This is a genomic window from Pedococcus aerophilus, from assembly GCF_039532215.1.
GTDB classification, from domain to species: Bacteria; Actinomycetota; Actinomycetes; order Actinomycetales; family Dermatophilaceae; genus Pedococcus; species Pedococcus aerophilus.
This window is the reverse complement of the sequence record NZ_BAAARN010000005.1, coordinates 165,047-187,469: the sequence shown is the minus strand read 5'-3', so window position 1 is coordinate 187,469 and position 22,423 is coordinate 165,047. Positions and strand designations below refer to the sequence as shown.

The 22,423-nt window shown below is 69.9% G+C and carries 20 protein-coding genes; 14 read left to right on the top strand and 6 right to left on the bottom strand.

Features of this window, described 5'->3' with window-relative positions; translation table 11 throughout:
* The first annotated feature begins 220 nt into the window (after positions 1-220).
* Positions 221-1,192, top strand: a complete 972-nt coding sequence (locus tag ABD286_RS17475) for a cation diffusion facilitator family transporter (protein ID WP_344195840.1) — start codon at positions 221-223, stop codon at positions 1,190-1,192.
* A gap of 23 nt (positions 1,193-1,215) precedes the next feature.
* Here ABD286_RS17475 and ABD286_RS17470 read toward each other — a convergent pair whose 3' ends face one another.
* Complete coding sequence (locus tag ABD286_RS17470; protein ID WP_344195838.1) at positions 1,216-1,446, bottom strand: hypothetical protein; 231 nt, start codon at positions 1,444-1,446, stop codon at positions 1,216-1,218.
* A gap of 220 nt (positions 1,447-1,666) precedes the next feature.
* Here ABD286_RS17470 and ahcY point away from each other — a divergent pair, with 220 nt between their 5' ends.
* From ahcY to ABD286_RS17445, 5 genes are all read left to right on the top strand, one after another.
* Entirely contained in the window at positions 1,667-3,097 is a 1,431-nt protein-coding gene (gene ahcY, locus ABD286_RS17465) for an adenosylhomocysteinase (protein ID WP_344195836.1), read from the top strand.
* A gap of 288 nt (positions 3,098-3,385) precedes the next feature.
* Positions 3,386-3,901: a TadE family protein gene (locus tag ABD286_RS17460; RefSeq protein WP_344195834.1), complete on the top strand. Its 516-nt coding sequence runs from the start codon at positions 3,386-3,388 to the stop codon at positions 3,899-3,901.
* Entirely contained in the window at positions 3,898-4,482 is a 585-nt protein-coding gene (locus tag ABD286_RS17455; protein WP_344195832.1) for a TadE family protein, read from the top strand. The genes ABD286_RS17460 and ABD286_RS17455 overlap by 4 nt, the downstream gene beginning before the upstream one ends.
* Complete coding sequence (locus ABD286_RS17450; protein ID WP_344195830.1) at positions 4,479-6,095, top strand: pilus assembly protein TadG-related protein; 1,617 nt, start codon at positions 4,479-4,481, stop codon at positions 6,093-6,095. Before ABD286_RS17455 ends, ABD286_RS17450 begins: the two co-directional genes overlap by 4 nt.
* An 82-nt stretch (positions 6,096-6,177) precedes the next feature.
* Positions 6,178-7,872, top strand: a complete 1,695-nt coding sequence (locus ABD286_RS17445) for a hypothetical protein (protein WP_344195829.1) — start codon at positions 6,178-6,180, stop codon at positions 7,870-7,872.
* Here ABD286_RS17445 and ABD286_RS17440 read toward each other — a convergent pair.
* Entirely contained in the window at positions 7,862-9,130 is a 1,269-nt protein-coding gene (locus tag ABD286_RS17440) for a pilus assembly protein TadG-related protein (protein ID WP_344195827.1), read from the bottom strand. The genes ABD286_RS17445 and ABD286_RS17440 overlap by 11 nt on opposite strands.
* On the bottom strand, positions 9,121-9,615 hold the full coding sequence (locus tag ABD286_RS17435) for a TadE family protein (RefSeq protein ID WP_344195825.1): 495 nt from the start codon (positions 9,613-9,615) through the stop codon (positions 9,121-9,123). The genes ABD286_RS17440 and ABD286_RS17435 overlap by 10 nt, the downstream gene beginning before the upstream one ends.
* A 307-nt stretch (positions 9,616-9,922) precedes the next feature.
* Here ABD286_RS17435 and mtrA point away from each other — a divergent pair, with 307 nt between their 5' ends.
* The 3 genes from mtrA to ABD286_RS17420 are packed head-to-tail and all read left to right on the top strand — an operon-like array spanning position 9,923 to position 14,168.
* On the top strand, positions 9,923-10,600 hold the full coding sequence (gene mtrA / locus ABD286_RS17430; RefSeq protein WP_344195823.1) for an MtrAB system response regulator MtrA: 678 nt from the start codon (positions 9,923-9,925) through the stop codon (positions 10,598-10,600).
* Positions 10,601-10,602: 2 nt separating this feature from the next.
* Positions 10,603-12,402 (top strand): MtrAB system histidine kinase MtrB, encoded by a 1,800-nt coding sequence (gene mtrB / locus ABD286_RS17425; protein WP_344195821.1) that lies wholly within the window; start codon positions 10,603-10,605, stop codon positions 12,400-12,402.
* A complete protein-coding gene (locus ABD286_RS17420; RefSeq protein WP_344195819.1) occupies positions 12,399-14,168 on the top strand; it encodes an LpqB family beta-propeller domain-containing protein in 1,770 nt (589 codons plus the stop codon). The genes mtrB and ABD286_RS17420 overlap by 4 nt, the downstream gene beginning before the upstream one ends.
* Before the next feature lie 39 nt (positions 14,169-14,207).
* On the opposite strand, the gene ABD286_RS17415 is transcribed toward ABD286_RS17420, so the two are convergent.
* From ABD286_RS17415 to ABD286_RS17405, 3 genes are read right to left on the bottom strand one after another with little or no spacing between them, the layout of a single operon-like run.
* Positions 14,208-15,503: a glycosyltransferase family 39 protein gene (locus ABD286_RS17415; RefSeq protein WP_344195817.1), complete on the bottom strand. Its 1,296-nt coding sequence runs from the start codon at positions 15,501-15,503 to the stop codon at positions 14,208-14,210.
* On the bottom strand, positions 15,500-16,903 hold the full coding sequence (locus ABD286_RS17410; RefSeq protein WP_344195815.1) for a hypothetical protein: 1,404 nt from the start codon (positions 16,901-16,903) through the stop codon (positions 15,500-15,502). The genes ABD286_RS17415 and ABD286_RS17410 overlap by 4 nt, the downstream gene beginning before the upstream one ends.
* Entirely contained in the window at positions 16,900-18,357 is a 1,458-nt protein-coding gene (locus ABD286_RS17405; RefSeq protein WP_344195813.1) for a hypothetical protein, read from the bottom strand. Before ABD286_RS17405 ends, ABD286_RS17410 begins: the two co-directional genes overlap by 4 nt.
* A 193-nt stretch (positions 18,358-18,550) precedes the next feature.
* Here ABD286_RS17405 and ABD286_RS17400 point away from each other — a divergent pair, with 193 nt between their 5' ends.
* From ABD286_RS17400 to ABD286_RS17380, 5 genes are all read left to right on the top strand, one after another.
* Positions 18,551-18,724 (top strand): Flp family type IVb pilin, encoded by a 174-nt coding sequence (locus ABD286_RS17400; RefSeq protein ID WP_344195811.1) that lies wholly within the window; start codon positions 18,551-18,553, stop codon positions 18,722-18,724.
* A gap of 121 nt (positions 18,725-18,845) precedes the next feature.
* The gene (locus ABD286_RS17395) at positions 18,846-19,025 is read left to right on the top strand and encodes a Flp family type IVb pilin (protein WP_344195809.1); all 180 of its coding nucleotides are present in this window, start codon (positions 18,846-18,848) and stop codon (positions 19,023-19,025) included.
* Positions 19,026-19,059: 34 nt separating this feature from the next.
* Positions 19,060-19,833: a Flp pilus assembly protein CpaB gene (cpaB, locus tag ABD286_RS17390; RefSeq protein ID WP_344195807.1), complete on the top strand. Its 774-nt coding sequence runs from the start codon at positions 19,060-19,062 to the stop codon at positions 19,831-19,833.
* Positions 19,834-19,842: 9 nt separating this feature from the next.
* Complete coding sequence (locus ABD286_RS17385) at positions 19,843-21,048, top strand: CpaE/TadZ family protein (RefSeq protein ID WP_344195805.1); 1,206 nt, start codon at positions 19,843-19,845, stop codon at positions 21,046-21,048.
* Complete coding sequence (locus tag ABD286_RS17380) at positions 21,045-22,421, top strand: TadA family conjugal transfer-associated ATPase (protein WP_344195803.1); 1,377 nt, start codon at positions 21,045-21,047, stop codon at positions 22,419-22,421. Before ABD286_RS17385 ends, ABD286_RS17380 begins: the two co-directional genes overlap by 4 nt.
* Positions 22,422-22,423 lie beyond the last annotated feature (2 nt).

Below are 22,423 nucleotides of genomic sequence, written 5' to 3'. Positions count from 1 at the left end.
TCCATCGTCGGTCCCATCCGCCGTGCCGAATGCGTGCCCAGTGGTGGGCGTATCGCCACAGTGACAGCCCGGAGGGCAAAGGGGGAGAGGCGCCGGTGTGTTCTGTCCGAACGGCTGAGGACACCCATCCGAACGTCACGAATCGGACTAATCGCCCGAGTGGTCCGGGGTCGCGCCGGGGCCCGAGCGGAACCACCTGCCCCCGATTACAGTGGCGGCCATGTCAGCAGAGGGTGGGACCACGGCGATCTTGGCGGCCCTGGCGGCGAACATCGGGATCGCCGTCACGAAGTTCATCGCCTTCCTGCTCTCGGGCTCCAGCTCCATGCTGGCCGAGTCCGTGCACTCGCTGGCCGACTCCGGCAACCAGGGCCTGCTGCTGCTCGGTGGCAAGAAGGCCAAGCAGCAGGCGACTCCCGAGCACCCCTTCGGCTTCGGCCGCGAGCGGTACGTCTACGGGTTCATCGTCAGCATCGTGCTGTTCAGCCTCGGTGGGTTGTTCGCGCTGTACGAGGCGTACCACAAGTACCACGAGAGCCGGCTCCACGGCGGGGCCATCACGAGCTGGCAGTGGCTCCCGGTCGCTGTGCTCCTGGCAGCAATCGTCATGGAGGGTTTCTCCTTCCGCACGGCCGTCCGGGAGAGCAACCGCTCGCGGGGCTCGCGCACATGGCCGCAGTTCATCCGGTCGGCCAAGGCGCCGGAGCTCCCGGTGGTCCTGCTCGAGGACTTCGCGGCGTTGATCGGCCTGGTCCTCGCCTTGGCGGGTGTGTCCCTGACGCTCATCACCGGCAGTGGGATCTGGGACGCCTTCGGCACCGGAGCCATCGGCCTGCTGCTGGTGACGGTGGCCGTGGTGCTGGCCATCGAGATGAAGTCGCTGCTCATCGGCGAGTCGGCCACGCCGAGGGCCAGGAAGCGGATCGAGGAGGCGCTCGCGTCGACCGACGGGATCGAGCGGGTGATCCACGCCAAGACCCTGCACCTGGGGCCGGAGGAACTGCTCGTGGCCGCCAAGCTGGCGGTCTCTGCGGGCTCGGACGCAGCGGCCATCGCGGATGCCATCAACCGCGCCGAAGCAGCGGTCCGAGCCACCGAGCCAGACATGACCCTGGTCATCTACCTGGAGCCGGACATCGACCTGGGGGTCTCCTCCGCGCCCCCAGAAGGGGCCACCCAGAGCGCTCACTGAGCGCGAGGGCCGGCAGTTCGGGATCAGCCGGGGGCGTTGCCCTCGTCCATCCCGTCCTCATCGGTCCTTGCGGGAGTGTCCTCGGCGTCAGGGTCGACCTGGTAGTCGGCCTTGACCTTGTCCCAGGCCTCGACCTTCTCCTCGTCGATGTCGAGCTCGACCTTCTCCGTGGACTCGGCCTCCGTGGCGGCTGAGGTCTCCTCGACCTCACCGTCGGCGACGTCGCCGGGGATGTGCGTGCTGGGCTCGCTCATGGTGTGCCTCTCGCCGGTGGCCACGATGGTGACCTGGGTCTCCTTCCTACTGCACGCCATACGTCGCCGCACCCGCACGAGGCCATGGAAGGTGAACCCTCGGGCGGCAGCCGGTAGACTGGGTTCCTGCCGGCGTGGGTGATAACCCGCTCCTTCGATGTTCGCCCAGATGGGCTGCGCCGGGTCCGCAAACCAGCAAGTCAACTTCAGGAGTACTTCCATGTCCTTTGACTACAAGGTTGCCGACCTGAGCCTCGCCGAGGCCGGCCGTCACCAGATCCGTCTTGCCGAGCACGAGATGCCCGGCCTGATGTCCCTGCGCGAGGAGTTCGGGGCGGCCCAGCCGCTCAAGGGCGCCCGCGTCGCCGGCTCGCTGCACATGACCGTGCAGACCGCCGTGCTCATCGAGACGCTCACCGCTCTCGGTGCCGAGGTCCGTTGGGCCTCCTGCAACATCTACTCCACCCAGGACGAGGCGGCTGCCGCGATCGTCGTCGGCCAGGGCACCCCCGAGGACCCCCAGGGTGTCCCGGTCTTCGCCTGGAAGGGCGAGACGCTCGAGGAGTACTGGGAGTGCACCGAGCAGATCCTCACCTGGCCCGGTGAGGGCGCCAACATGATCCTCGACGACGGTGGCGACGCCACGATGCTCGTCCACAAGGGTCGCGACTGGGAGGCCGCCGGCGCGGTCCCCGCCACCGACGAGCAGGACTCCGAGGAGGTCGGTGTCTTCAAGGAGCTCGTCCGCAAGACCCTCAAGGCCGACCCCACCAAGTGGACCAAGGTCGCCGAGCAGATCAAGGGCGTCACCGAGGAGACCACCACCGGTGTGCTGCGCCTCTACGAGCTCGCCGCCTCCGGTGACCTGCTCTTCCCGGCGATCAACGTCAACGACTCGGTCACCAAGTCCAAGTTCGACAACAAGTACGGCGTGCGCCACTCGGTGATCGACGGCCTCAACCGTGCGACCGACGTCCTCATCGGTGGCAAGGTCGCCGTCGTCGCCGGCTTCGGCGACGTGGGCAAGGGGTGCGCTGCCGCCCTGGCCGGTCAGGGTGCCCGCGTCATCGTCACCGAGATCGACCCGATCTGCGCGCTGCAGGCGGCGATGGAGGGCTACCAGGTCGCCCGCCTCGAGGACGTCCTCGACACCGCCGACATCTTCGTCACCACGACCGGCAACTTCAACATCATCACCGCCGAGCACATGACGCAGATGAAGAACAAGGCGATCGTGTCCAACATCGGCCACTTCGACAACGAGATCGACATGGCCGGCCTGGCCCGGGTGCCCGGTGTCTCGAAGACCCAGATCAAGCCGCAGGTCCACGAGTGGACGTTCGACAACGGCAACTCGATCATCGTGCTCTCCGAGGGTCGCCTGATGAACCTCGGCAACGCGACGGGCCACCCGAGCTTCGTCATGTCGAACTCATTCGCCAACCAGACGATCGCCCAGATCGAGCTGTTCACGAAGAACGACGAGTACGACAAGCAGGTCTACGTCCTGCCCAAGCACCTCGACGAGAAGGTCGCCCGCCTGCACCTCGACGCCCTCGGCGCGAAGCTCACCGAGCTGACCAAGGAGCAGGCCGAGTACATCGGTGTCGACGTCGCCGGCCCGTACAAGTCGGAGCACTACCGCTACTGACCGACCGCCTCACGGCACCAGCGCGACCCGGTATGCCGCCAGCTCACCATGAGCGGGCGGCATACCTGTGCGTGGCCGCCGGCGGACACCGGATCGCGAGACTCTTGGGGCTTGCGCCCGGATTGTCCTCGATCGAACGGTCGCTCGTGCCTCGTCCCTTCGTGGTGACCACGCCTCGCTGTCTTCCCCCCACGCAGGGCGCCCCGAAGGATGTGGTGAGCGCACCGAGTTCAGGGGGACTGAGTGGTACTGCGACGTCGTCGACGGCATGGGGGAGAGCGTGGGGCGGTGGCCGTCGAGACGGCCCTGGTGTCCCTGCTCCTCGTCACGATCATGTACGGGGTGGTGGAGACCTCCTTCCTCTACCGTGATGCCCTCGTCGTGTCCTCGGCCTCGCGCGCCGGAGCGAGGATGGCCTCCGGACTGCCGCGGGACGCCGCCTTCGCCACGACGACCGCCACGCAGGTCGCGGGTGCGCTGGGCTCGACCGACCTGTCCAGGGTCAGCGCGGTCTGGGTCTTCAAGGCCGATCCGACCACCGGCCGGCCCGATTCGGGTGGCTTCACCACCTGCACCACCTGCGTGAAGTACACGGGGAGCAGCTCGGGCCTGGTCGCCGACGGCTCCTCGGGGTGGGCCGCCAGCACGCAGAACGCCTGCATGGGCAGCCAGGACACCGTCGGTGTCTACATCCGGTACCGGTACCCGTCACGGCTCGGGTTCTTCTTCCCCAACCAGTTCATCGCCGAGTCTACCGTCATGAGGCTCGAGCCCCTCGACAAGGCAGGACCGTGCAAGCCATGACCGCACCGATCATTCGCCGGAGAGGTCGCGGGGCGCGGGACCGCGGCGCCTCCATGGTCGAGGCCGCCATCGTCACCCCCGTCGTGTTCGCGATGATCTTCGGGATCATCGAGCTCGGCATGCTCTTCAAGGACTACCTCGCCACCCAGGCCATGGTCCGCGCCGGCGTGCGCATCGCCTCCGCCTCCCCGCGAACCACGGACTACGCCCAGGCCACGGTCAACGAGGTCCAGCGCAAGGCGGCGGTCATGGACCCGAACCTGATCCAGCAGCTGTGGGTCTACAAGGCCAATGCTGCCAACGACTTCCCCTCTGGTCGCAGCGACTTCGGCGACTGCGCCACCTGCGTGAAGTTCACGTGGAGCGCCGGCACCAAGTCGTTCGTGCCGGTGAGCAGCACGTGGCCGGCGACGTCCCAGAACGCCTGCACGCCGGCAGCAGGTGGTCCGCCGGACCGGATCGGTGTCTACGCGCGGGTCAGCCACCCCTCGATGACCGGCTTCGTCCGGTCCGCGACGATCGCCGAGGCCGCCGCGATCTCCCTGGAGCCCTCGCCGGCCCCTGCGGGGTGCAAGCCGTGACGGCGGTGCAGCGTGCCAGGCGGGCACACCTGCGACTCGTCGCGCGCCGTGGCAGCGCCGAGACCGGCTACGTCGCGGTCCTCGTCGGCCTTCTGCTGACGGTGCTGCTGGGCTGCTGCGCCTTCGCGGTGGACGTGGGCAACTGGTACTACACCGGGCAGCGCGCCCAGCGGGCCGCGGATGCCGCGGCACTCGCTGCTGTCCCCTACCTGCCCGGCGACCCGACCACGGCGTACGGCGTCGCCCGCACCCTCGCGTCGCAGAACGGCTTCGCCGCCTCGGCGGACACCGTCGTGGTGCCCGTGGTCGGCTCGAAGTCCACCCGGATGCGGGTCGACGTGTCCCGCACCGTGAAGAACAACTTCGGTTGGCTGTTGGGCCTCCCGACGACGACCGTCGGGCGCAGCGCCGTGGCGGACTACGCCGGACCCGTTCCGATGGGCAGTCCCTGCAACGAGTTCGGCGACGACCCCGACCCTGGCAGCCGTCGGAGCACCAATTGCGACGGCACCGCGCAGTTCTGGGCGAACGTCGGGTCCCCCCAGGCGGCGAAGAGCTACGGCGATGCATACCAGAACCAGATGGGCACCAACGCCGACTACGACGTCAACGGCTACTACTACACGGTGACGGTGACCAAGCCGACCACCAACCTCACCTTCGAGGCCTTCGACCCGGCGCTCATCGCCGTCGGTGACCGGTGCGACACGAACCTCACCGGGGCGTCCTCGCTGCACCAGGGCAGCAACACCGTCGTGGTCGATCCGGACGTCCGGTACGCCTCGGGCCCGAGCTCGAAGTACTGCACCGGCGACGTGCGGTTCGGTGGCACGGGTGAGGTCCAGACCGAGTTCAGCATCCGTGAGGCATCGGCCACGACCAACCAGTGGGACCCCACCTCGTATGCAGCGCGAGCAGGGTGCACGACCAGGTTCGCCGGGTTCAACGGCGACCTCTCCGTGGCCCTCGACCGGAAGAACGCCGGCTTCAGGGCCGACGTGGCCGACAACTTCCGCCAGTGGGTCCAGCTGTGCCGGATCAACGGCGTCACCCAGCCCGGGACCTACCTCATCCAGGTGAAGACGAACCAGGTCGGCAACGACCAGGCGAGCGGCCACAACCGGTTCAGCCTCAGGGCGTGGGGGACCAACAACAAGGCCGAGGACGGGATCTCCGTCGCTGGCTTCGGCAAGATGGCGATGTACGGCAACACCCCGGCCGGGACCTCGAAGTTCTTCCTGGCCAGGGTGCCCAGCGGTTCGCGCGGTCAGCTGTTCAGGGTGCGCCTCTACGACATCGGCGACGGCACGACGGGCAACAGCACCATCAAGGTGCTCCCGCCGACCGAGTCCGGAGGGGGGTTCACGGGGTGCATCGGCTCAGGCATCCAGAACGGAACGCTCAGCGACTGCACCATCAACGTCAGCTCGGCCTTCAACGGGCAGTGGCAGGACGTGACGATCCCGCTCCCGGCGACGTACTCCTGCACCGACTCCTCGCCGACGGGGTGCTGGTTGCGCCTGGAGTTCTTCTACGGATCGGGATCGCAGCCCGCCGACACGACCTCGTGGACGGCCAGCATCGCCGGCGACCCAGTACGACTGGTGCAGTAGTGGAGAAGCCGAGGGACGTCGGGTTGACCCGTGAGGGATGACTCGGCCCCGTGGCGCCGTTCGCTCGTCTACCCTCCGAGCCATGGCAGGTGAGCGCAGGGACGGGCAGCTGTCCGTCGTCGCCCGACTGGTCGTCGGCGTCGCTGCGCTTCCCACGGCCTTCATCGCTGCCACGGCCACGGCCACGGTGATCGGCGTGGCCGCGCGCCAGTCCGGCGTGCGGCCCTGGGACAGCCTCGCCGCGTCGCGGGTCATCGTCGTGCTGCTGGTCGTGGTCGCTGGGTCGGTCGTGGGCGCTGCCGTCAAGCGCGCTGCCGCAGGCTCGTCCGCTTGGCGCATGACGTTGCCCTTCGTCGCGCTCCTGGGGTACGCCGTGGTCGGCAGGTTCCTGTCCCTGGGACACCGAGCCGAGTGGTTCCTCGGTGGCGACCACGTGCGCCACCTCCTCTTCGTCGCCGAGGAGCGGGTCGTCGGCAACCTGGACTACTCCACGCAGCCCTATCCCCGCGCGTGGCACACGCTCGTCACGATTATCTGGTCCGCGACTGGTCCCCGGACCGACGCGGCGGGCCTGCGTTCCCTCATCGACCTCATGTCGACCGCGACGTGGTGCCTGGCTGCCGTGCTCAGCCTTGCCACGGGGGCGCTGACGGTGGCGCTGGCCCAGCGGTGTGGCGCGACGAGTCGGCAGGCGGACCTCGCCGGCCTGGCGGCGGCGTCCGTCATGCTGCTCAATCCCTTCCTCGGCAACTACCAGGCGCTGGGTTTCGAGACCTCGTACGTCGGTGCCATCGTCCTCGCCGTCGTCGCGCGGGAGGTGCTCGTCGTCGACGACGCCAGCAGGGTGCGAGCCGCCCTCGTGTGCATCGCGGCGCTCATCGTGTGTGCCCACAGCTGGCAGCTGCTCCTGCCGGCGACGGGCCTGGCCTTTCTCGTGGTCGCGTGGCCGGTCGCTCGCCGAGGCGGAGCGCGCGACCGGCTGGTGCTCAGCGTGGCTGCCCTCTGCGGAGCCGTGGTGACCGTTCCTGCGCTGCTCGCGGTCTTCACGGCCGTGGGGGTCGAGCACGCGTCGGATGCGGGAGTGGTGGCACCCGTGCCCTGGGCGCTGCTGGGTGCCGGCCTGCTGGCCACGGGGTTCGTCGCGCTGCGCCGACCCCGGAGCGCCCCGGTCGCGATCGCCCTGGTGGTGACGGTCCTGCCAGGACTCACGGGAGCGTGGCTCGCCTTCCGGGTCGGGATTCCCGTCACCGACTACTACCCGAGCAAGCTGTTGTGGCACACCGCGGTGCTGGGGCTCTCGCCGCTCGCGTTCGTCTGCGGACGTGGATGGGCCCATCTGGCACGGCGGGCACCCGGTGGGTCCGCGCGGATCCTGCGCGGAGCAGGCGCCGTCGTGGCCTGCCTCGCCCTGGCCTACGCGCTCATCAGTCCGGCCCTGGCGTTCATGGGGGCGTGGTCGAGCGTCCGGGGTCCGGTGGTGGTGGACGCCATCACCTCACCCGGTGCCGACAACGCACAGGTCGTCTGGCTGGGCGACCTCGGCGACGACACCATCGGTCGCATCCTCCTAGACTTCTACCGGGTTCCCGATCCCCGTCGCACGCTGCAGTCGCCCCTCGACGTCGCCGAGGAGTGCACCCTGCTCCGGGCCGCAGACCGGCCGACGGTCCTCAGCAACCGGACCAGTGCGGAGGTGCAGTCGCGCTACGGCTGTGTCCCGACGGTCGAGCGCGTCCCCGTCGCTGATGCGCTCGCCGGGGGTGGGGCTACTTCGTGAGGTGCAGCGGAGTCCTCGCGACCGTCTGGTCGACCGGGTTGAGGATCTTCACGCAGGACTGGTTGCCGTTGGCGAGCTGGACTCCCGAGACCACAACGGGGCCGCCGGAGAATCCGAAGCACGAGTTGCCGTTGAAGTCGAGCGGCGACGAGGGTGCGTAGACGATTCCGCTGATGCCCGTCACGCCGTTGCCCTGCAGCGAGATGGGCTGGGTGTTGGTGCGGTCGTAGATGATCGAGTAGCCCGCGTACGTCCCGGTCGTGGACGGGTTGATCTTGACGTTGCCGTTCTTGAAGTTCAGGTAGCCGTTGCTGGCGGGGGCATAGATCGTGACCCCGGCGGTCCCGTCGATGAGCGAGTTGTTGCCGATCTGCCACGTTCCCGTCACGGCGTAGAAGCCGGCAGCGAGCACGCAGGTGTCGTTGTTCCCCAAGGAGATGCTCGCGTAGCGACCGGGCCCCTCCGTGCACGGGTCGGTCTTCAGGGGCAGTGACGCGATGTTGATGGGCAGCGTGAGCGTGGTTGCCAGGGGGTCGCTGAAGGGCTGGATCTGGGTCGGGGCGGGGTTGAACTGGCCGCCCGAGACCGTCCCGACGACTCCATTGGCCTGTGAGGTCCAGATGCTGTTGGGCCCGGCGCTGACGTTGCCGTTGACCGCGATGGCCCCTCCGGTGACGTCGAAGTCGGCGTTCTGGGCGTCGACGCTTCCGAGGAAGCACAGGGTGCACTTGGTGCGGCTCTCGATGATCGCGTCCGCCTGGCTCCCCACCGGGATGGTCGACCGACCGGTGATGCCACCGAAGAAGGTCCGGACGGTCCGGGTCGGCAACCAGACGCGCACCGTCTTGGGGGACGTGGCGTTGTCGAAGGAGATGCAGGTGCTCTCACCTGCGGGGGTGTAGGTGAGTCTCTGCGCGGAGGTGATGGAGCAGCTGGCCCAGTCGGCGGAGGTCACACCGAAGTTCTCACGGCTGTAGTTCTTGATGGCATCCACCGCAGCGGTGAAGCACGGTGGGGCGCTGGGTCCCGAGGAGCAGGTGGTGGCGGGCTCCGCGGGGATCAACACGTTCGCCGCGGCCAGTGCCGCCGCGTCGGACGCGTTCTGCGACTGCCTGCGCACATCCTTGGCGTTGCCGATGTCCATGACGATCGCTGCACACAGGATGAGCACGGTCATCAGGCCGGCGACGACGACAGCGACTGCGCCCCGCTCGTCGCCGCGTGCACGCAGGAAGATGCCTCCTCGGGTCAGCACCATGTCGAGCTCCAGTTCCCCCCGGCCGGGGCAGTCTCCTCGATGTCCGCAGTCAGCGTCGGAGAGGCTTCTTCGATCGACATGACCGTCCGTGTGCGGATGATCCCGTTGGCAGGGAACGGAACGAAGCCCGTGAGGCTCCGTTCCTTGGACTGCACGCAGACGATGAGCTGCTTTCCCTGGACCCAGCCGTCGGGGGCTCGCACCTTGACGGCCGCGGACCCGAGGGTGAGGTCTGTCGCCCCCTTGACGGTGCAGACGATCTGGGCGTTGGCGGCTCCTGAGCACCCTGCTCCGTACTTCTGGACGACGGCCTGGCGTGCGCCCTCGCGGGCTCCCTGGCGCAGCCCGATCGAGTCGAAGAAGAGCATCCCGTAGTCGAGGATGCCGAAGACCAGCAGGAAGAGCACCGGCATGATGAGGGCGAACTCGACGGCTGAGGCGCCTGACTCCGACGCCTGACGACGTCGAGTGGTCGACCTGTTCATCACGGTGTGCTCCTGCGGTTCGCTCCGTGGCTCCGCCGATGCGGGTCCCAGCACCTCAGTGTCGGGTCCGAACGACACCTGCGGAATCGTCCAAACGGACAGGGGAGCCCCGCGTAAGGCTGATGCCCACCAGTCCCTGCTGTCGGTCGCCGGGAGACCGGCGATGCCAGTGTGCGGTCCCCCTCGCAGGGACGGAACCGTCAAAGGGATGAGCGACGTCCCGCACGTCTCCCGGACCCGGGCAAGGGCCGTGTGTGATGATTCGCAGGGGGAAATGTTTGCTCGCCGTTGGGAGAGGACTGACGCAGTGAAGGGTCGCGTGCTCATCGTCGATGACGATCTGGCGCTGGCGGAGATGTTGGGCATCGTGCTGCGCAACGAGGGCCTGGACGTCTCGCACGTCGCCGACGGCGGCAACGCCGTCGCGGCCTTCCGCGACAGCAAGCCCGACCTCGTGCTGCTCGACGTCATGCTTCCCGGCCTGGACGGCATGGAGGTCTGCCGACGCATCCGCGCCGAGTCGGGCGTCCCGATCGTCATGCTCACCGCCCGCACCGACACCGTCGACGTCGTCGTCGGTCTCGAGTCCGGCGCCGACGACTACGTCGTCAAGCCGTTCAAGCCCCAGGAGCTCATCGCCCGCGTCCGTGCGCGGCTGCGCCGCGGCGACGAGCCCGAACCCGAGAGCCTCGAGATCGGTGACCTCGTCATCGACGTCGCCGGCCACTCGGTCAAGCGCGCCAACGAGCCGCTCTCGCTGACGCCGCTGGAATTCGACCTCCTCGTCGCCCTGGCCCGCAAGCCGTGGCAGGTCTTCACCCGTGAGGTGTTGCTGGAGCAGGTCTGGGGCTACCGCCACGCAGGCGACACCCGCTTGGTCAACGTCCACGTGCAGCGCCTGCGCTCCAAGATCGAGCACGACCCCGAGCACCCCGAGATCGTCGTCACCGTCCGAGGCGTCGGCTACAAGGCCGGTCCGAGCTGACGATGTCGGACCCGGCCGACCGCGGCCCCGACCGGACGCCGCCCCCGCGGCCCTCCGACCGCCGGGCGGTCCACGTGCGTTCGCTGCGTCCCCTCGCCGTCCACGTCCGACGTTGGGCCGGTATGGCGCTGCGCTGGGTCGTGCACGCGTGGCGGCGCTCGCTGCAGTTCCGCGTCGTCAGCACCACCATGCTGCTCGGCCTCCTCGTCGTCCTCGGGCTCGGGTCCTACCTCTACTCGTCCATCTCGGACGGCCTGGAGCAGGACCGCATCAGGTCGGCCCAGCTGGAGACCTCGCGACTGACCGAGGTGGTGCAGAAGCGCTTCGACGACAGCGACCGGACCAGCTCCAGCGACCTCGACGTGCTCTCCCAGGACGTCATCGGCGGTGCGGCCGCCCTCGGGGGTGACAACGAGCGCTACCTCGTCTTCGCCCGCAGCCTCGGCAACACGTCCGACGCCACCGTCCAGACCGTCCTCAGCGGGCGCATCGGCTTGTCGAGCATCCCCGACGACCTCAGAGAGGCGGTGCGGCAGGACCCCAGCCGCCAGCAGGTGACCCTCGTCGGCGTCAACGACCCGCAGACCGGGCAGGCCGTTCCCGCGGTCCTGGTCGGGTCCCAGGTGCAGGTGCCCCTCGCGGGCAACTACGACCTCTACGTCGTGTTCCCTCTCCAGCGCGAGCAGGCCACCCTGGACCTGATCACCCGCACCTTCGCGATCGGTGGGTTCGCGCTGGTCGCGCTCGTCGGGGCGATCGCCTACGTCGTCACCCGCCAGGTCGTCAGCCCGGTCCGACGGGCCGCCATGGTCGCCGAACGCCTCTCGTCGGGGCGGCTCAACGAGCGCATGCGTGCTCGCGGCGAGGACGACCTGGCCCGACTCGCCAAGTCCTTCAACGAGATGGCCGACAGCCTCCAGACCCAGATCCGCCAGCTCGAGGGCCTCTCGAGGGTGCAGCAGCGCTTCGTCTCCGACGTCTCGCACGAGCTGCGCACCCCGCTCACGACGATCCGGATGGCCGCCGACCTGATCCACGACTCGCGACGGGACTTCGACCCGACCGTCTCGCGGTCCGCCGAGCTGCTGCACAACGAGCTCGACCGGTTCGAGGAGCTGCTCGCCGACCTGCTCGAGATCAGCAGGTTCGACGCCGGTGCCGCTGCGCTCGACGTGGACCTGGTCGACCTTCGGGACACCGTGGCCCGCGCCGTGCAGTCCGCCCAGCCCCTGGCCGAACGCTGGGGGAGCACCATCACCGTCACAGCCAAGGGCTCGTGCCAGGCCGAGATGGATCCGCGCCGGGTCGAACGCATCCTGCGCAACCTCGTCGTCAACGCCGTGGAGCACGGTGAGGGTCGGCCGGTCGAGATCGCCATCGAGGGCAACGAGACCGCCGTCGCCGTCGCGGTCCGCGACCACGGCGTCGGCCTCCGCCCGGGCGAGGCGGCGCTGGTCTTCAACCGGTTCTGGCGGGCCGACCCGGCCAGGGCCCGGACCACTGGTGGGACCGGCCTGGGTCTGGCCATCTCCCTGGAAGACGCCCGTCTGCACGACGGCTGGTTGCAGGCCTGGGGCGAGCCGGGGCAGGGCTCCTGCTTCCGCCTGACCCTGCCGAGGACCTACGGCGAGCCGATCGGTGAGGCACCCCTGTCCCTGCGTCCCGACGACGTCCCCACGTCCCAGCGACGGACGGCGCGCGAGGCGAGCGACACCGATGCCCAGAACCCGTCCACGGGCCGGTCCGCGCCCCCACGGGACACCACGCTCCATACCCCCGCGACACCGGGGAGGCCCCGATGAGGCGCCGGGCTGCCGCGGCGCTCGGCGCCGCGGCGCTGACCCTGGTGTCGGCGTGCGGCGGTGGGCTGTCGACGGAGTCGGCCATCCAGCCCGGTCTCGAGGTGGGATCGGTGCAGGAGAACGAGATCCGCGTCGAGGCCAACCCGATCCGCCCCGGGGCGTCGCCCCAGGAGGTCGTGGAGGGATTCATCCGGGCGGCAGCGGCCAGCGACGACCAGTTCCAGGTCGCCCGTTCCTACCTCACGCCTGACGCGGCGGCGGGGTGGCGGCCCGACACCTCCGTGGTGGTCTTCGGCAACGAATCCGTCCTCGACATCAGTGAGGCGGACGGAGGCGACGTCCGGGCCAAGGCCACCGCCACGGCTCGCGTCGACGGCACCGGCCGGTACCAAGAGCTGCCGGCCAACAGCACCGTCGAGGTGGACTTCCAAGTGGTCCAGCGCGAGGGGGAGTGGCGCATCACCAAGCTCCCGGAGAACTTCGGGACGTGGCTGAGCAACTCCGACTTCCTGCGCCTCTACGACCCGTTCCGCATCTACTTCCTCTCCGCGAGCCAGCGTCGGCTCGTGCCCGACGTCCGCTGGCTGCCGCTCGGCACCGGCCTCGCGACGCGGCTGGCGCGCTCGCTGCTGTCGGGGGCACCGGAGTACCTCCGTGGTGCCGTCCGCAGCGACGTCCCCGCCGGCACCCGGCTGGCCGTCGACGCCGTCACCATCGACTCCGGCACGGCCACCGTCGACCTCACCGCGACGAGGTTGGCCGCGGACCCCGGCCAGCGCCAGAACCTCGGAGCACAGTTCCTCGCGACCGTCAGCCAGGCGCCCGGCGTGGACCGTGTCGCGCTGCAGCTCGAGGGCGCCGACCTGCGGGTGCCCGGGGTCGAGGGAGCGCTGGACTCGCTGTCCACCCTCGGGTTCGGCACCCCGAGCGAGCCCGAGGTCAAGCCGCTCCTGCGGATCGGCACGACCCTTGTGCCGGTGCGTCCGGAGGAGGTCGGCGACCCCGGCGGCCGACCGGCTCCGCCCCAGGCGGCAGCGCTGCCGACGCTTCAGCCGGGGTGGGCGTACCCCGCGCTGTCGCGCACCGGGAGCGAGGTCGCGGCAGTGGGTGGCGACCGGGCCCAGCTGGCACGGTGGCGGGGCAAGACCCAGGTGCAGGTGCTGACCTTCGGCTCCCAGCTGACGCGCCCGACCTACGACACGCAGGACATCCTCTGGGTCGCCGGACGGGACGGCGACCTCACCCGGGTGTGGGTGGTGAACACAGCCGCGGACCCGGCGGATGCGGCGAAGTCGGGACCGCGGGCGTTGTCGGCGCCGTGGTTGGAAGGTCGTCGGGTCGTCAGTCTCCGGGTGTCGCCGGACGGCCAGCGACTGGCCGTCGTGAGCACCACCGAGGCGGGCAAGGGGCCGCGTCTCGACGTGACGGGCGTGGTCCGTCAGACCGGGGGCGTTCCGGCGTCCCTGGCGCCGCCGCTCAGCCTGGCCCCGACCCTGACGCTGATGCGTGACGTCGTCTGGGTCGACGACGCGACGCTCGTCGTGCTGGGCCGGCGCAACTCCACGCAGGTGCTCCGTCCGTGGACGGTGCCGCTCGGTGGCCAGATCACCGCCGGACCGGAGATCTCGGGGGCACGGACCATCACGACGATCAACGGTGAGCGCGGCCTCGTCGTCACGACCGACGACCGCCAGGTGCTGCTGCGGGCCGGCAGCCGCTGGCAGCGCGTGGGTGAGGGCACCGACCTCCTCGTCGCTGCTCGCTGACCGCGATCGGTCGGTCCGGTGGCTGCCGGGCGGACTCGGTCAGGGGAAGCCGAGACCACCGTCGGGGCCTGCGAACACGAGGATGCTGTCCACCCAGATGAACTGCAGGACCAGCCCGACGATGCAGGCGAGGGCCACGACGAGGTTCTGGACCCGGCGCAGCCCGCGACCGTCCGTGTCCGGCATCAGGACCAGTCCCAGTGGGAAGGCGAGCAGTAGGTAGCGGGCCAGGCTGGTGGTCGCGCTCGTGGTGAGGAGGACGAACCCGATGACCGCAGCGGTCCACGCCCAGAGCTCTGGCCCCCAGGCGCGCACGGCCTGGGTCGACATGAGGGCCAGCAGGAGCCCGAGGAGGGCCGCGGCCGCGATCCACGAGGTCGGCCCGCCACCGGTCATGGCCGCGGCCCAGGGTGGGCGCAGGGCCGAGCCCGTGAAACCGGGCCACGCCTGGATCGTCGTCAGGTAGGCATCCGCCCGGCCGCTGAGCACCCCCGCGATCGTCGGCCACAGGGCTGTCGCCACCAGGGGGACGACGGCCAGCACGCCGAGCGCCGCACGTGGCGGCCTGTTCTCGGACCCGGCACGGTGGTGGTGCTCGCGGACCAGCCAGTGCACGAGCACCACGGGCAGAAAGGTCAGGGCGATGTTCCGGGTCAGGCCGAGGAGCAGGATGGCCGCGGCGGCCAACCAGTAGCGGCGGCGGCGCAGGAGCAGCAGCCCGGTGGCGACCAGCAGCAGGGCAAGGCTCTCCGTGTACGCGATCTGCAGCACCGGTGCGGAGATGAAGCAGCAGAGCATCGCCACGGCGGCCAAAGCGCGTCTGCGGTCGAGGCTCTGCTCCACGAGGCGGAAGACCACCGCCACCGCTGCTGCTCCGAGCAGGAGACTGGTGAGAGGGGCCGCGACCTCGAAGCCGAGGCCCGTGAGGGCCATGACGGCTTCGACGAGCGTCGGATAGAGCGGGAAGAACGCCAGGGCGCTCTGGACGGGGTGACCCGCTGCGTCGACGACGCGGTCGGGGTACCCGTTGAGGACGATGTCCCAGTACCACTGCCCGTCCCACGACGTCACGATCGTGCCGTAGTCGGCGGGAAGGGTCGTCTGCACGGCTGAGTGGTATCCGTTCAGCTCCTCGATGACGACCGTGCGACCGGGTGCCGTGACCAGGATGAACACCGCGGCGATGGCACGGGTGGCGACGTAGATGCCCAGTGGTGCGGCCAGCTCGCGGCCGACGCGGAGCAGCCGACTCGCGGTGCCCGGTGCCCGGTCCAGTGCAGGGGCGCCAGGTCCGCCGGCAGGTCCGGTGGGTGCTCCTGGGAGAGTCGGCCTCACTGGTCACCCGGGACGAGGAGGAGGAAGTCAGGCGTGGAGGCGACTTCGCGCCAACCGAGTCGGTGGACGAGCGCGTCACCGAGGGCGGAGTCGCTGGCGACGAGTGCCGCGCCCGGGTGGACGTCACGCACGTACTCCTGCCACCCGGGGCGCACCTGTTCGGTGCGGATGTAGCTGCGCAGGTAGTCGGCCGAGTAGATCTCCACCCGCAGGTCGACGACCGGCCGGAGCTCGGGGTGGGCCCAGAGCAGCCAGCCGCTGATGCCGAAGTCGTTGAGCACGACGGTGCCGTCCGGCAGGTCTGCGAGGTGGGAGCCGATGGCGCCGATCCTCCCCGGATAGGTCTGGGCTGCCGCTCCCTTGGGCCCGGCGGCGATAGCGCCGGCCAGCACCATGGCCAGGACGCCGGCCACCACCACCGCGCGCCGCTCGCGTCTCCCGCCGGGCTCGATGGCACGGCCGAGGACGTCCTGGAGGGCTGAGGCGAACAGCGGAGCGGCGAGGACGCACGCCAGCGGCACGAGGCGCCACATCCACAGGCCCATGCCGGTTGCGAGCGCCAGGACCACGTACTGCCACAGGGGGCGGGACGCCGGCCGGCGGGGCCAGAGCAGGGCTGTGGTGACGAGCATCCCCAGCGTCACGTAGGCGAAGACGTTGTTGAAAGGGGTCGCCCGCCACTCCTCGGCGATCCAGGAGGCGTTGCCCGCCACGTCGAACGGGACCGTGAGGAGCCGTGGTCCCAGCGGTGTCAGCGCGAGCACCGCCGCGCACGCGAGGTTGAGGCCGACCAGGGCCCGGCGATTGGGTCGTTGGTCCTCGGGCCGCACGGCGAGCAGGACCGACATGACGATCCCCAGGAGCAGGCCGAACATCCACAAGGGGTGGCAGCACCCCCACACCCAGAACACGGGGACCAGCCACCACCGCAGTCGTCGGTCCTTCATGGACCGCCACCAGGCGAGGTAGACGACGGCGAAGAGCACGAAGCTCACCAGCTGGGGCCGCGGGTTGAGGCTGGCTCCGGCACCGAGCACCGCCATGGCCGACGCCAGGCTGGAGGGCAACCGACCTGCGGCTTGCCGACAGAGCAGGTAGATGACGAGGTAGAGCGCGATGACGGCCACCGCCCGGAGCCAGACGACTCCCCAGAGCCCTACGGCGTCGACGGTCCAGGCCGCCACGGACTCGGGAAGCCATTGGGTGGCGACATACGGGCGGTCGGCGAAGGAGGCCCAGGGGTCGGTCCCGGACAGCGACCAGGTCTGCAGGATGTGGCGCCCCTCGCGCAGGTGCCACCAGGTGTCGAACTCCGAGAACGGCGAGGTGCCCCAGGCGATGGCCACCAGCAAGCCACCGGCGAACGCCACCTGACCGAGACGGGCGGAGAGCGCGCTCACGAGGCCTCCAGCAGCTGGTAGCCGTCGGCCATGGCCACGACCGACCACCCGAGCTGCTCGACCAGGGCAAGCCCGAGGGGTGACTGCGCGGGGAGCAGCGCTGCCCGGGTGCCACCTTGGGCGACGAAGTCGCCCCACCCTGGTCGGGCCTGCATGGCGTCGATGTACCGCGTGATGTAGCTGCCGCTGTACGACTCGATCCTCAGGTCGAAGACCGGCACCGTCTGCGGTGCCTCGAAGAGCACCCAGCCGGTCACGTCGCCCTCGGCGAGGATCCGGGTCTGCGGGGGCAGGGCGCGCAGCTGTTCGGACAAGCCGACCGGCACGGCGTGGACGGTGCCGGCACGGGCGCTGGACAGGGGGAGGGCGACGAGGGCGGCCAGGACGAGCCCGACGACCCAGCTCGCCACCTCACGCCGCGAAGGCCCGACGAGCCCGCGAGGCCTGCCAGACCCGGAAGGCACGGTGACTTCGTGACGACGCCTCGCCACGAGCTTCTCCGCCTGCTCGGCCAGCAGCGGGGCCGCGAGGAACGCTCCCACGGCCACCGTGCGCTGCATGGTGAGGATGAACGCGATCGCCACCAGGAAGGGCAGCAGCTGCCAGGCCGGCGGGCGCTCCCGCAGGGCCAGCCACGCGGCATACACCAGACCGAGCATGACCAGGGCGAGGGCGACGTCGGGGCTGCGGACCGAGGAGGGAAACCACTCGGAGACGAACTCCCGGCCGTTGGACCCGACCTGGAAGGGGGTGAGCAGCAGGCGGGGACCCAGCGGGGTGAGGCCGGCGGCCAGGAACGACGCCACCAGGACCAGGGCCAGCCGGCGCCACTGGGGCCAGGTGACCTCGCGGCCGACTCCGAGGCCGAGGACGACCAAGCCGCCGACGACCAGGCCGAGCACCCACACGCCGTGCGTGCAGGCGGTGAGCCAGGTGAGCGGGACCAGCCACCACCGTGCCCGGTGGTCCGTGCCGGTGCGCCACCACGCGCCGATGGCGACCACGAGCAGGACGAAGCCCGCCAGCTGGGGGCGCTCGGCCAGGCCACCCCACGCCGCGGCGACGGCGGCGACGGTGACCGGAACGGCGACCACGGGTCGACTGACCTGACGGGTCAGCCACAGCACCCCGACGGCCAGGGCGACGATGGCGACTCCCCGGGACCATACGACTGCTGCCACACCGAACTGGTCGTACCCCTGCGCCAGGACGACGGAGGGGAGCCACTGGGTGGGCACGTAGGCGTGAGCGGCGAAAGGAGCCCACGGATCGGGCTGTCCGAACCGCCCACCGTCCAGGAGGAAGTCGCCGACGCGCAGGTGGAGCCACGGGCTGGGGTCGGCGACCGACCGCACCGTGAGGACCGGCAGCAGCGCCAGCACCAGGACCAACGGGACGAGCCTGCTCCAGCCACCGCGCGCCGAACGGGGCACGGAAGGGGAGGAGCCGGACATGCTCGCCATTCTCGACGGCCCGGCCGGGGAACGGGGAACTGACTCACCGCATCAGCCGAACGGTTGAGGGAAATTCCTCGAAGGGGCCAGCGGGTCGTGACGTGACAGCCGATTACCGCGGTCGACCCCGGCTGACAGTCTTCTGCTCGCAGGGGCGCCCGCCCCGGCCCGTTGGTCTCGAAAGGACACTCTCATGCTCAAGTTCGTCGCCAAGCTCCAGACCCGCTTCGCCACCCGCGAGGAGGGCGCCACCGCGGTGGAGTACGGCCTCATGGTCGCCCTCATCGCCATCGTCATCATCGTCGCCGTCACCGCCCTCGGTGGCAGCATCCGCGGCCTGTTCAACAGCGCGGCCACCAGCATCTGACGAACCACACGGGACCGACGGGCAAACATCCAGCCCGCGGACCAAGGAGGACATGGTGAACGCACGCTCAACGCCCAGGAGGGCCGCTCGCGGCCTCCGACGGACGATCTCGTCGTCCACCATGACCTTCGTCGGCGAGCTGGTCCGTGGTCGCCCCGGTGCACGCCGGGGCGACCACGGAGCCACCTCCGCCGAGTACGCCCTGATGGTCACGCTCATCGCGATCGTCATCATCGGCGCCGTCACGCTGTTCGGGCAGAACACGATCCAGCTGTTCCACGTCCCGGCCGGCGCTCTGTAGCCACGCACTCCCAACCACGAGGACACACACCACCATGGGACGCAGACTCGTCGCCATCTTCGCCGCCGCCCTCGTCGCCCTGGTGGGCGTCACGGCCGTGCTGCTCTATGCGCGCGGGGCTGACGCCCGTGCCGTGGCTGCCCAGCAGCCCACCAGCGTCTACGTCGTCCAGTCGCTCGTCCCTGCCGGCACCACCCTCAAGGACTCGGTGCAGAACGGCCTCATCATCAAGACCTCGATCGCCGCGGCCGGAGTGCCTGCCGGTGCCCTCGCGGGTGTCGACGGCAGCAACGGTGGCCTCTACGCGACCACCGACATCCAGCCCGGCGAGTACGTCCTGGCCGACCGCTTCGGCGTGAAGCCGGTGGGGGAGAAGGCCATCGAGGTACCGGCAGGCATGGTCGCCGTCGCGGTGCAGCTGTCCGACCCTGCCCGGGTCGGCACGTTCCTCACGCCCGGCTCCAAGGTCGTCCTGTACGACACCTACGCGGCCACCGCCACCAAGGCGAGCGCCACCGACGGGGCGGCCAGCGCCGGGGGACAGTCCACCCGCGTCCTGCTCGACGACGTCCTCATCATCGCCATGGGCCAGGCCTCCCTCACCCCTGCTGCGGCTCCGGTCGCCGGCGAGGAAGCAGCCCCCGCACCGGTCCTCGGTGCCCTCATGACCGTCGCCGTCACCCCGGCCGACGCCACCCGGCTGGTGCACGGCATCCAGACCGGCTCGCTCTACGCCGCCCTGCGCGGCACTGATGCGAAGATCGACCTCGGCAAGGTTGTTTCCGAAGCATCACTCTTCTCCAAGTAGGAGCTCGTTATGACGCTGTTGTGGGATGCGGACCCTGCGGCTACTGATCGCTACGACTTCGCCGTCGGCGAGGTGAACCGAGTCGACACCCAGGCCGCCATGGTGCGCGCCCTCGAGGACGCGCCGCACGAGCAGCTCGTGCTGATCGGCCCGGACGTCGACATGGAAGGCGCCTGCCAGTTCAGCGAGTTCGCCCGGGTCGAGCGACCCGAGATCGGCGTGCTCCTGCTGCGTCGTCGCCTCGACGTCAACGTGCTGGGCCAGGCGCTGCGCTCCGGCGTGCGCGAGGTCATCACGGCCGACGACCTGACCGGCCTGGCCGATGCAGCCCGTCGCAGCCGCGAGCTGACCTCGCGGGTCGCGGGGCACACCGCCGACACCGGTGGTGTGCTCAAGTCGGCCCGTGTCGTCACGATCTTCTCCGCCAAGGGTGGCGTGGGCAAGACGACCTTCGCGACGAACCTGTCGACCTACCTGGCCTCCACGGGCTCCAAGGTGCTGCTCATCGACCTCGACCTCGCCTTCGGTGACGTCGGGATCAGCCTGCAGATGCTGCCCCAGAACTCCATCATCGACCTGGTCAGCATGGCCGGCCACATCGACGAGCAGGCCATCAAGTCCGTCGTGACCAAGCACGACAGCGGCCTGGACACCATCAGCGCACCGGCCGAGCCGAGCGACGCCGACCGCATCCCCGGATCCACCGTCGGTGAGCTGATCCGCGTGGCGAAGCGCCACTACGACTACGTCCTGCTGGACACGCCCCCGGCCTTCACCTCGCACGTCCTCGCGGCCTTCGACGACAGCGACCTGCTCGTGCTGATCGCGACGCTCGACATCCCGGCCGTGAAGAACCTGCGGCTGACCCTCGACACCCTCGACCTGCTGGGCAACCCCAAGGACACCCGGCTGATCGTCCTCAACCGCTCCGACGCCAAGGTCGGCCTGCGCGCCGAGGACGTCGTCGCGGCACTCAAGCAGGACATCGCGATCATGGTGCCCAACAGCACCGCGGTCCCCGCCTCGGTCAACCGTGGCGTGCCGATCATCCTCGACGAGCCCAAGCACCCCGTCAGCGTCGCCCTGCGCGAGCTCGCCGAGCGCTTCGTGCGCCAGCCGGAGCCCGGCGCGGCATCCAACGCCGACCAGAAGTCTGGTTCAACGCCCAGTGGACGCACGAGCCGTTGGTCGCTCTCCCGAGGAGGAAACCGATGAGTCTCGCCGAGCGCCTGGAAAACGTCCGTCGTTCCCAGCAGGCCGCCAGCGACGCCGTCAGCGGCACGCCGGCGCCCGCGGCCAACGAGCGCCAGCGGGTCGTCGACCCGTTCTCCGCGGTCAAGGCCAGCGTCCACCAGGCCCTCCTGGACTCCCTGGGCCCGCAGCTCTACGACCCCCACCTCGACCAGTCCGAGCTCGAGACCAAGGTGCGGCACACGCTGCAGGAGGTCATCGACCACGAGGAGACCCCGCTGTCCCTCGCGGACCGCACCCGCATCTCCCAGGAGGTCGCGGACGAGATCCTTGGCCACGGGCCCCTCGAGCCGCTGCTGCGTGACTCGGAGATCTCCGAGATCATGGTCAACGGTCCGGACTCCATCTACGTCGAGCGCGCCGGAAAGCTCTACCCGGTCGAGGCGCGGTTCAGCTCCGACGCCCACCTGCGTCGCACGATCGACAAGATCGTCGGCCGCGTCGGTCGTCGTGTCGACGAGGCCAGCCCGCTCGTGGACGCCCGCCTGCCCGACGGCTCGCGTGTCAACGCCGTCATCCCGCCGATCGCCCTCGACGGCTCGCTGCTCACCATCCGAAAGTTCGCGACCGACCCCTTCACGGACAAGGACCTCATCGCCTTCGGCACGTTCACGCCGCAGGTCCGCGACTTCCTGTCGGCCTGCGTCCGTGGTCGCCGCAACATCGTCATCTCCGGTGGTACCGGCTCCGGAAAGACGACCCTGCTCAACGTCGTCTCCTCGTTCATCCCCGACGACGAGCGCATCGTCACCATCGAGGACGCGGCCGAGCTCCAGCTGCACCAGGACCACGTCCTGCGCCTGGAGTCGCGCCCCGCCAACATCGAGGGTCGTGGCTCCATCCCGATCCGCGAGCTGGTGAAGAACTCGCTGCGTATGCGTCCCGACCGCATCGTCGTCGGTGAGTGCCGTGACGGCGCCGCCCTCGACATGCTCCAGGCCATGAACACCGGTCACGACGGCTCGCTCACCACCGTCCACGCCAACACCCCGCGTGACAGCCTCTCCCGCCTCGAGACCATGGTCCTCATGGCCGGTGTCGACCTCCCGGTCCGCGCCATCCGCGAGCAGGTCGCAGGCGCTGTCGACATGGTGATCCAGCAGGCCCGCCTCAAGGACGGCTCACGCCGCGTGACCGCCATCAGCGAGGTGGTCGGCATGGAGAGCGACGTCATCACCATGCAGGACCTGTTCGTCTTCGACTACAGCGCCGGCCGCGACGAGCAGGGCCGCTTCAAGGGCACCCTCAAGAGCACCGGCCTGCGTCCCAAGTTCGCCACCGAGCTGCACGACCAGGGCATCGAGCTGGCCCCAGACATCTTCGTCCGGGGGATCTGATG

Coding starts and splice junctions, on each gene's coding strand:
- ABD286_RS17405 (WP_344195813.1), bottom strand. CDS start 18,357: ATGTCCGGCTCCTCCCCTTCCGTGCCCCGTTCGGCGCGCGGTGGCTGG.
- ABD286_RS17420 (WP_344195819.1), top strand. CDS start 12,399: ATGAGGCGCCGGGCTGCCGCGGCGCTCGGCGCCGCGGCGCTGACCCTG.
- ahcY (WP_344195836.1), top strand. CDS start 1,667: ATGTCCTTTGACTACAAGGTTGCCGACCTGAGCCTCGCCGAGGCCGGC.
- cpaB (WP_344195807.1), top strand. CDS start 19,060: ATGGGACGCAGACTCGTCGCCATCTTCGCCGCCGCCCTCGTCGCCCTG.
- ABD286_RS17470 (WP_344195838.1), bottom strand. CDS start 1,446: ATGAGCGAGCCCAGCACGCACATCCCCGGCGACGTCGCCGACGGTGAG.
- ABD286_RS17440 (WP_344195827.1), bottom strand. CDS start 9,130: ATGGTGCTGACCCGAGGAGGCATCTTCCTGCGTGCACGCGGCGACGAG.
- ABD286_RS17385 (WP_344195805.1), top strand. CDS start 19,843: ATGACGCTGTTGTGGGATGCGGACCCTGCGGCTACTGATCGCTACGAC.
- ABD286_RS17445 (WP_344195829.1), top strand. CDS start 6,178: ATGGCAGGTGAGCGCAGGGACGGGCAGCTGTCCGTCGTCGCCCGACTG.
- ABD286_RS17455 (WP_344195832.1), top strand. CDS start 3,898: ATGACCGCACCGATCATTCGCCGGAGAGGTCGCGGGGCGCGGGACCGC.
- mtrB (WP_344195821.1), top strand. CDS start 10,603: ATGTCGGACCCGGCCGACCGCGGCCCCGACCGGACGCCGCCCCCGCGG.
- ABD286_RS17435 (WP_344195825.1), bottom strand. CDS start 9,615: ATGAACAGGTCGACCACTCGACGTCGTCAGGCGTCGGAGTCAGGCGCC.
- ABD286_RS17400 (WP_344195811.1), top strand. CDS start 18,551: ATGCTCAAGTTCGTCGCCAAGCTCCAGACCCGCTTCGCCACCCGCGAG.
- ABD286_RS17475 (WP_344195840.1), top strand. CDS start 221: ATGTCAGCAGAGGGTGGGACCACGGCGATCTTGGCGGCCCTGGCGGCG.
- ABD286_RS17395 (WP_344195809.1), top strand. CDS start 18,846: ATGACCTTCGTCGGCGAGCTGGTCCGTGGTCGCCCCGGTGCACGCCGG.
- ABD286_RS17380 (WP_344195803.1), top strand. CDS start 21,045: ATGAGTCTCGCCGAGCGCCTGGAAAACGTCCGTCGTTCCCAGCAGGCC.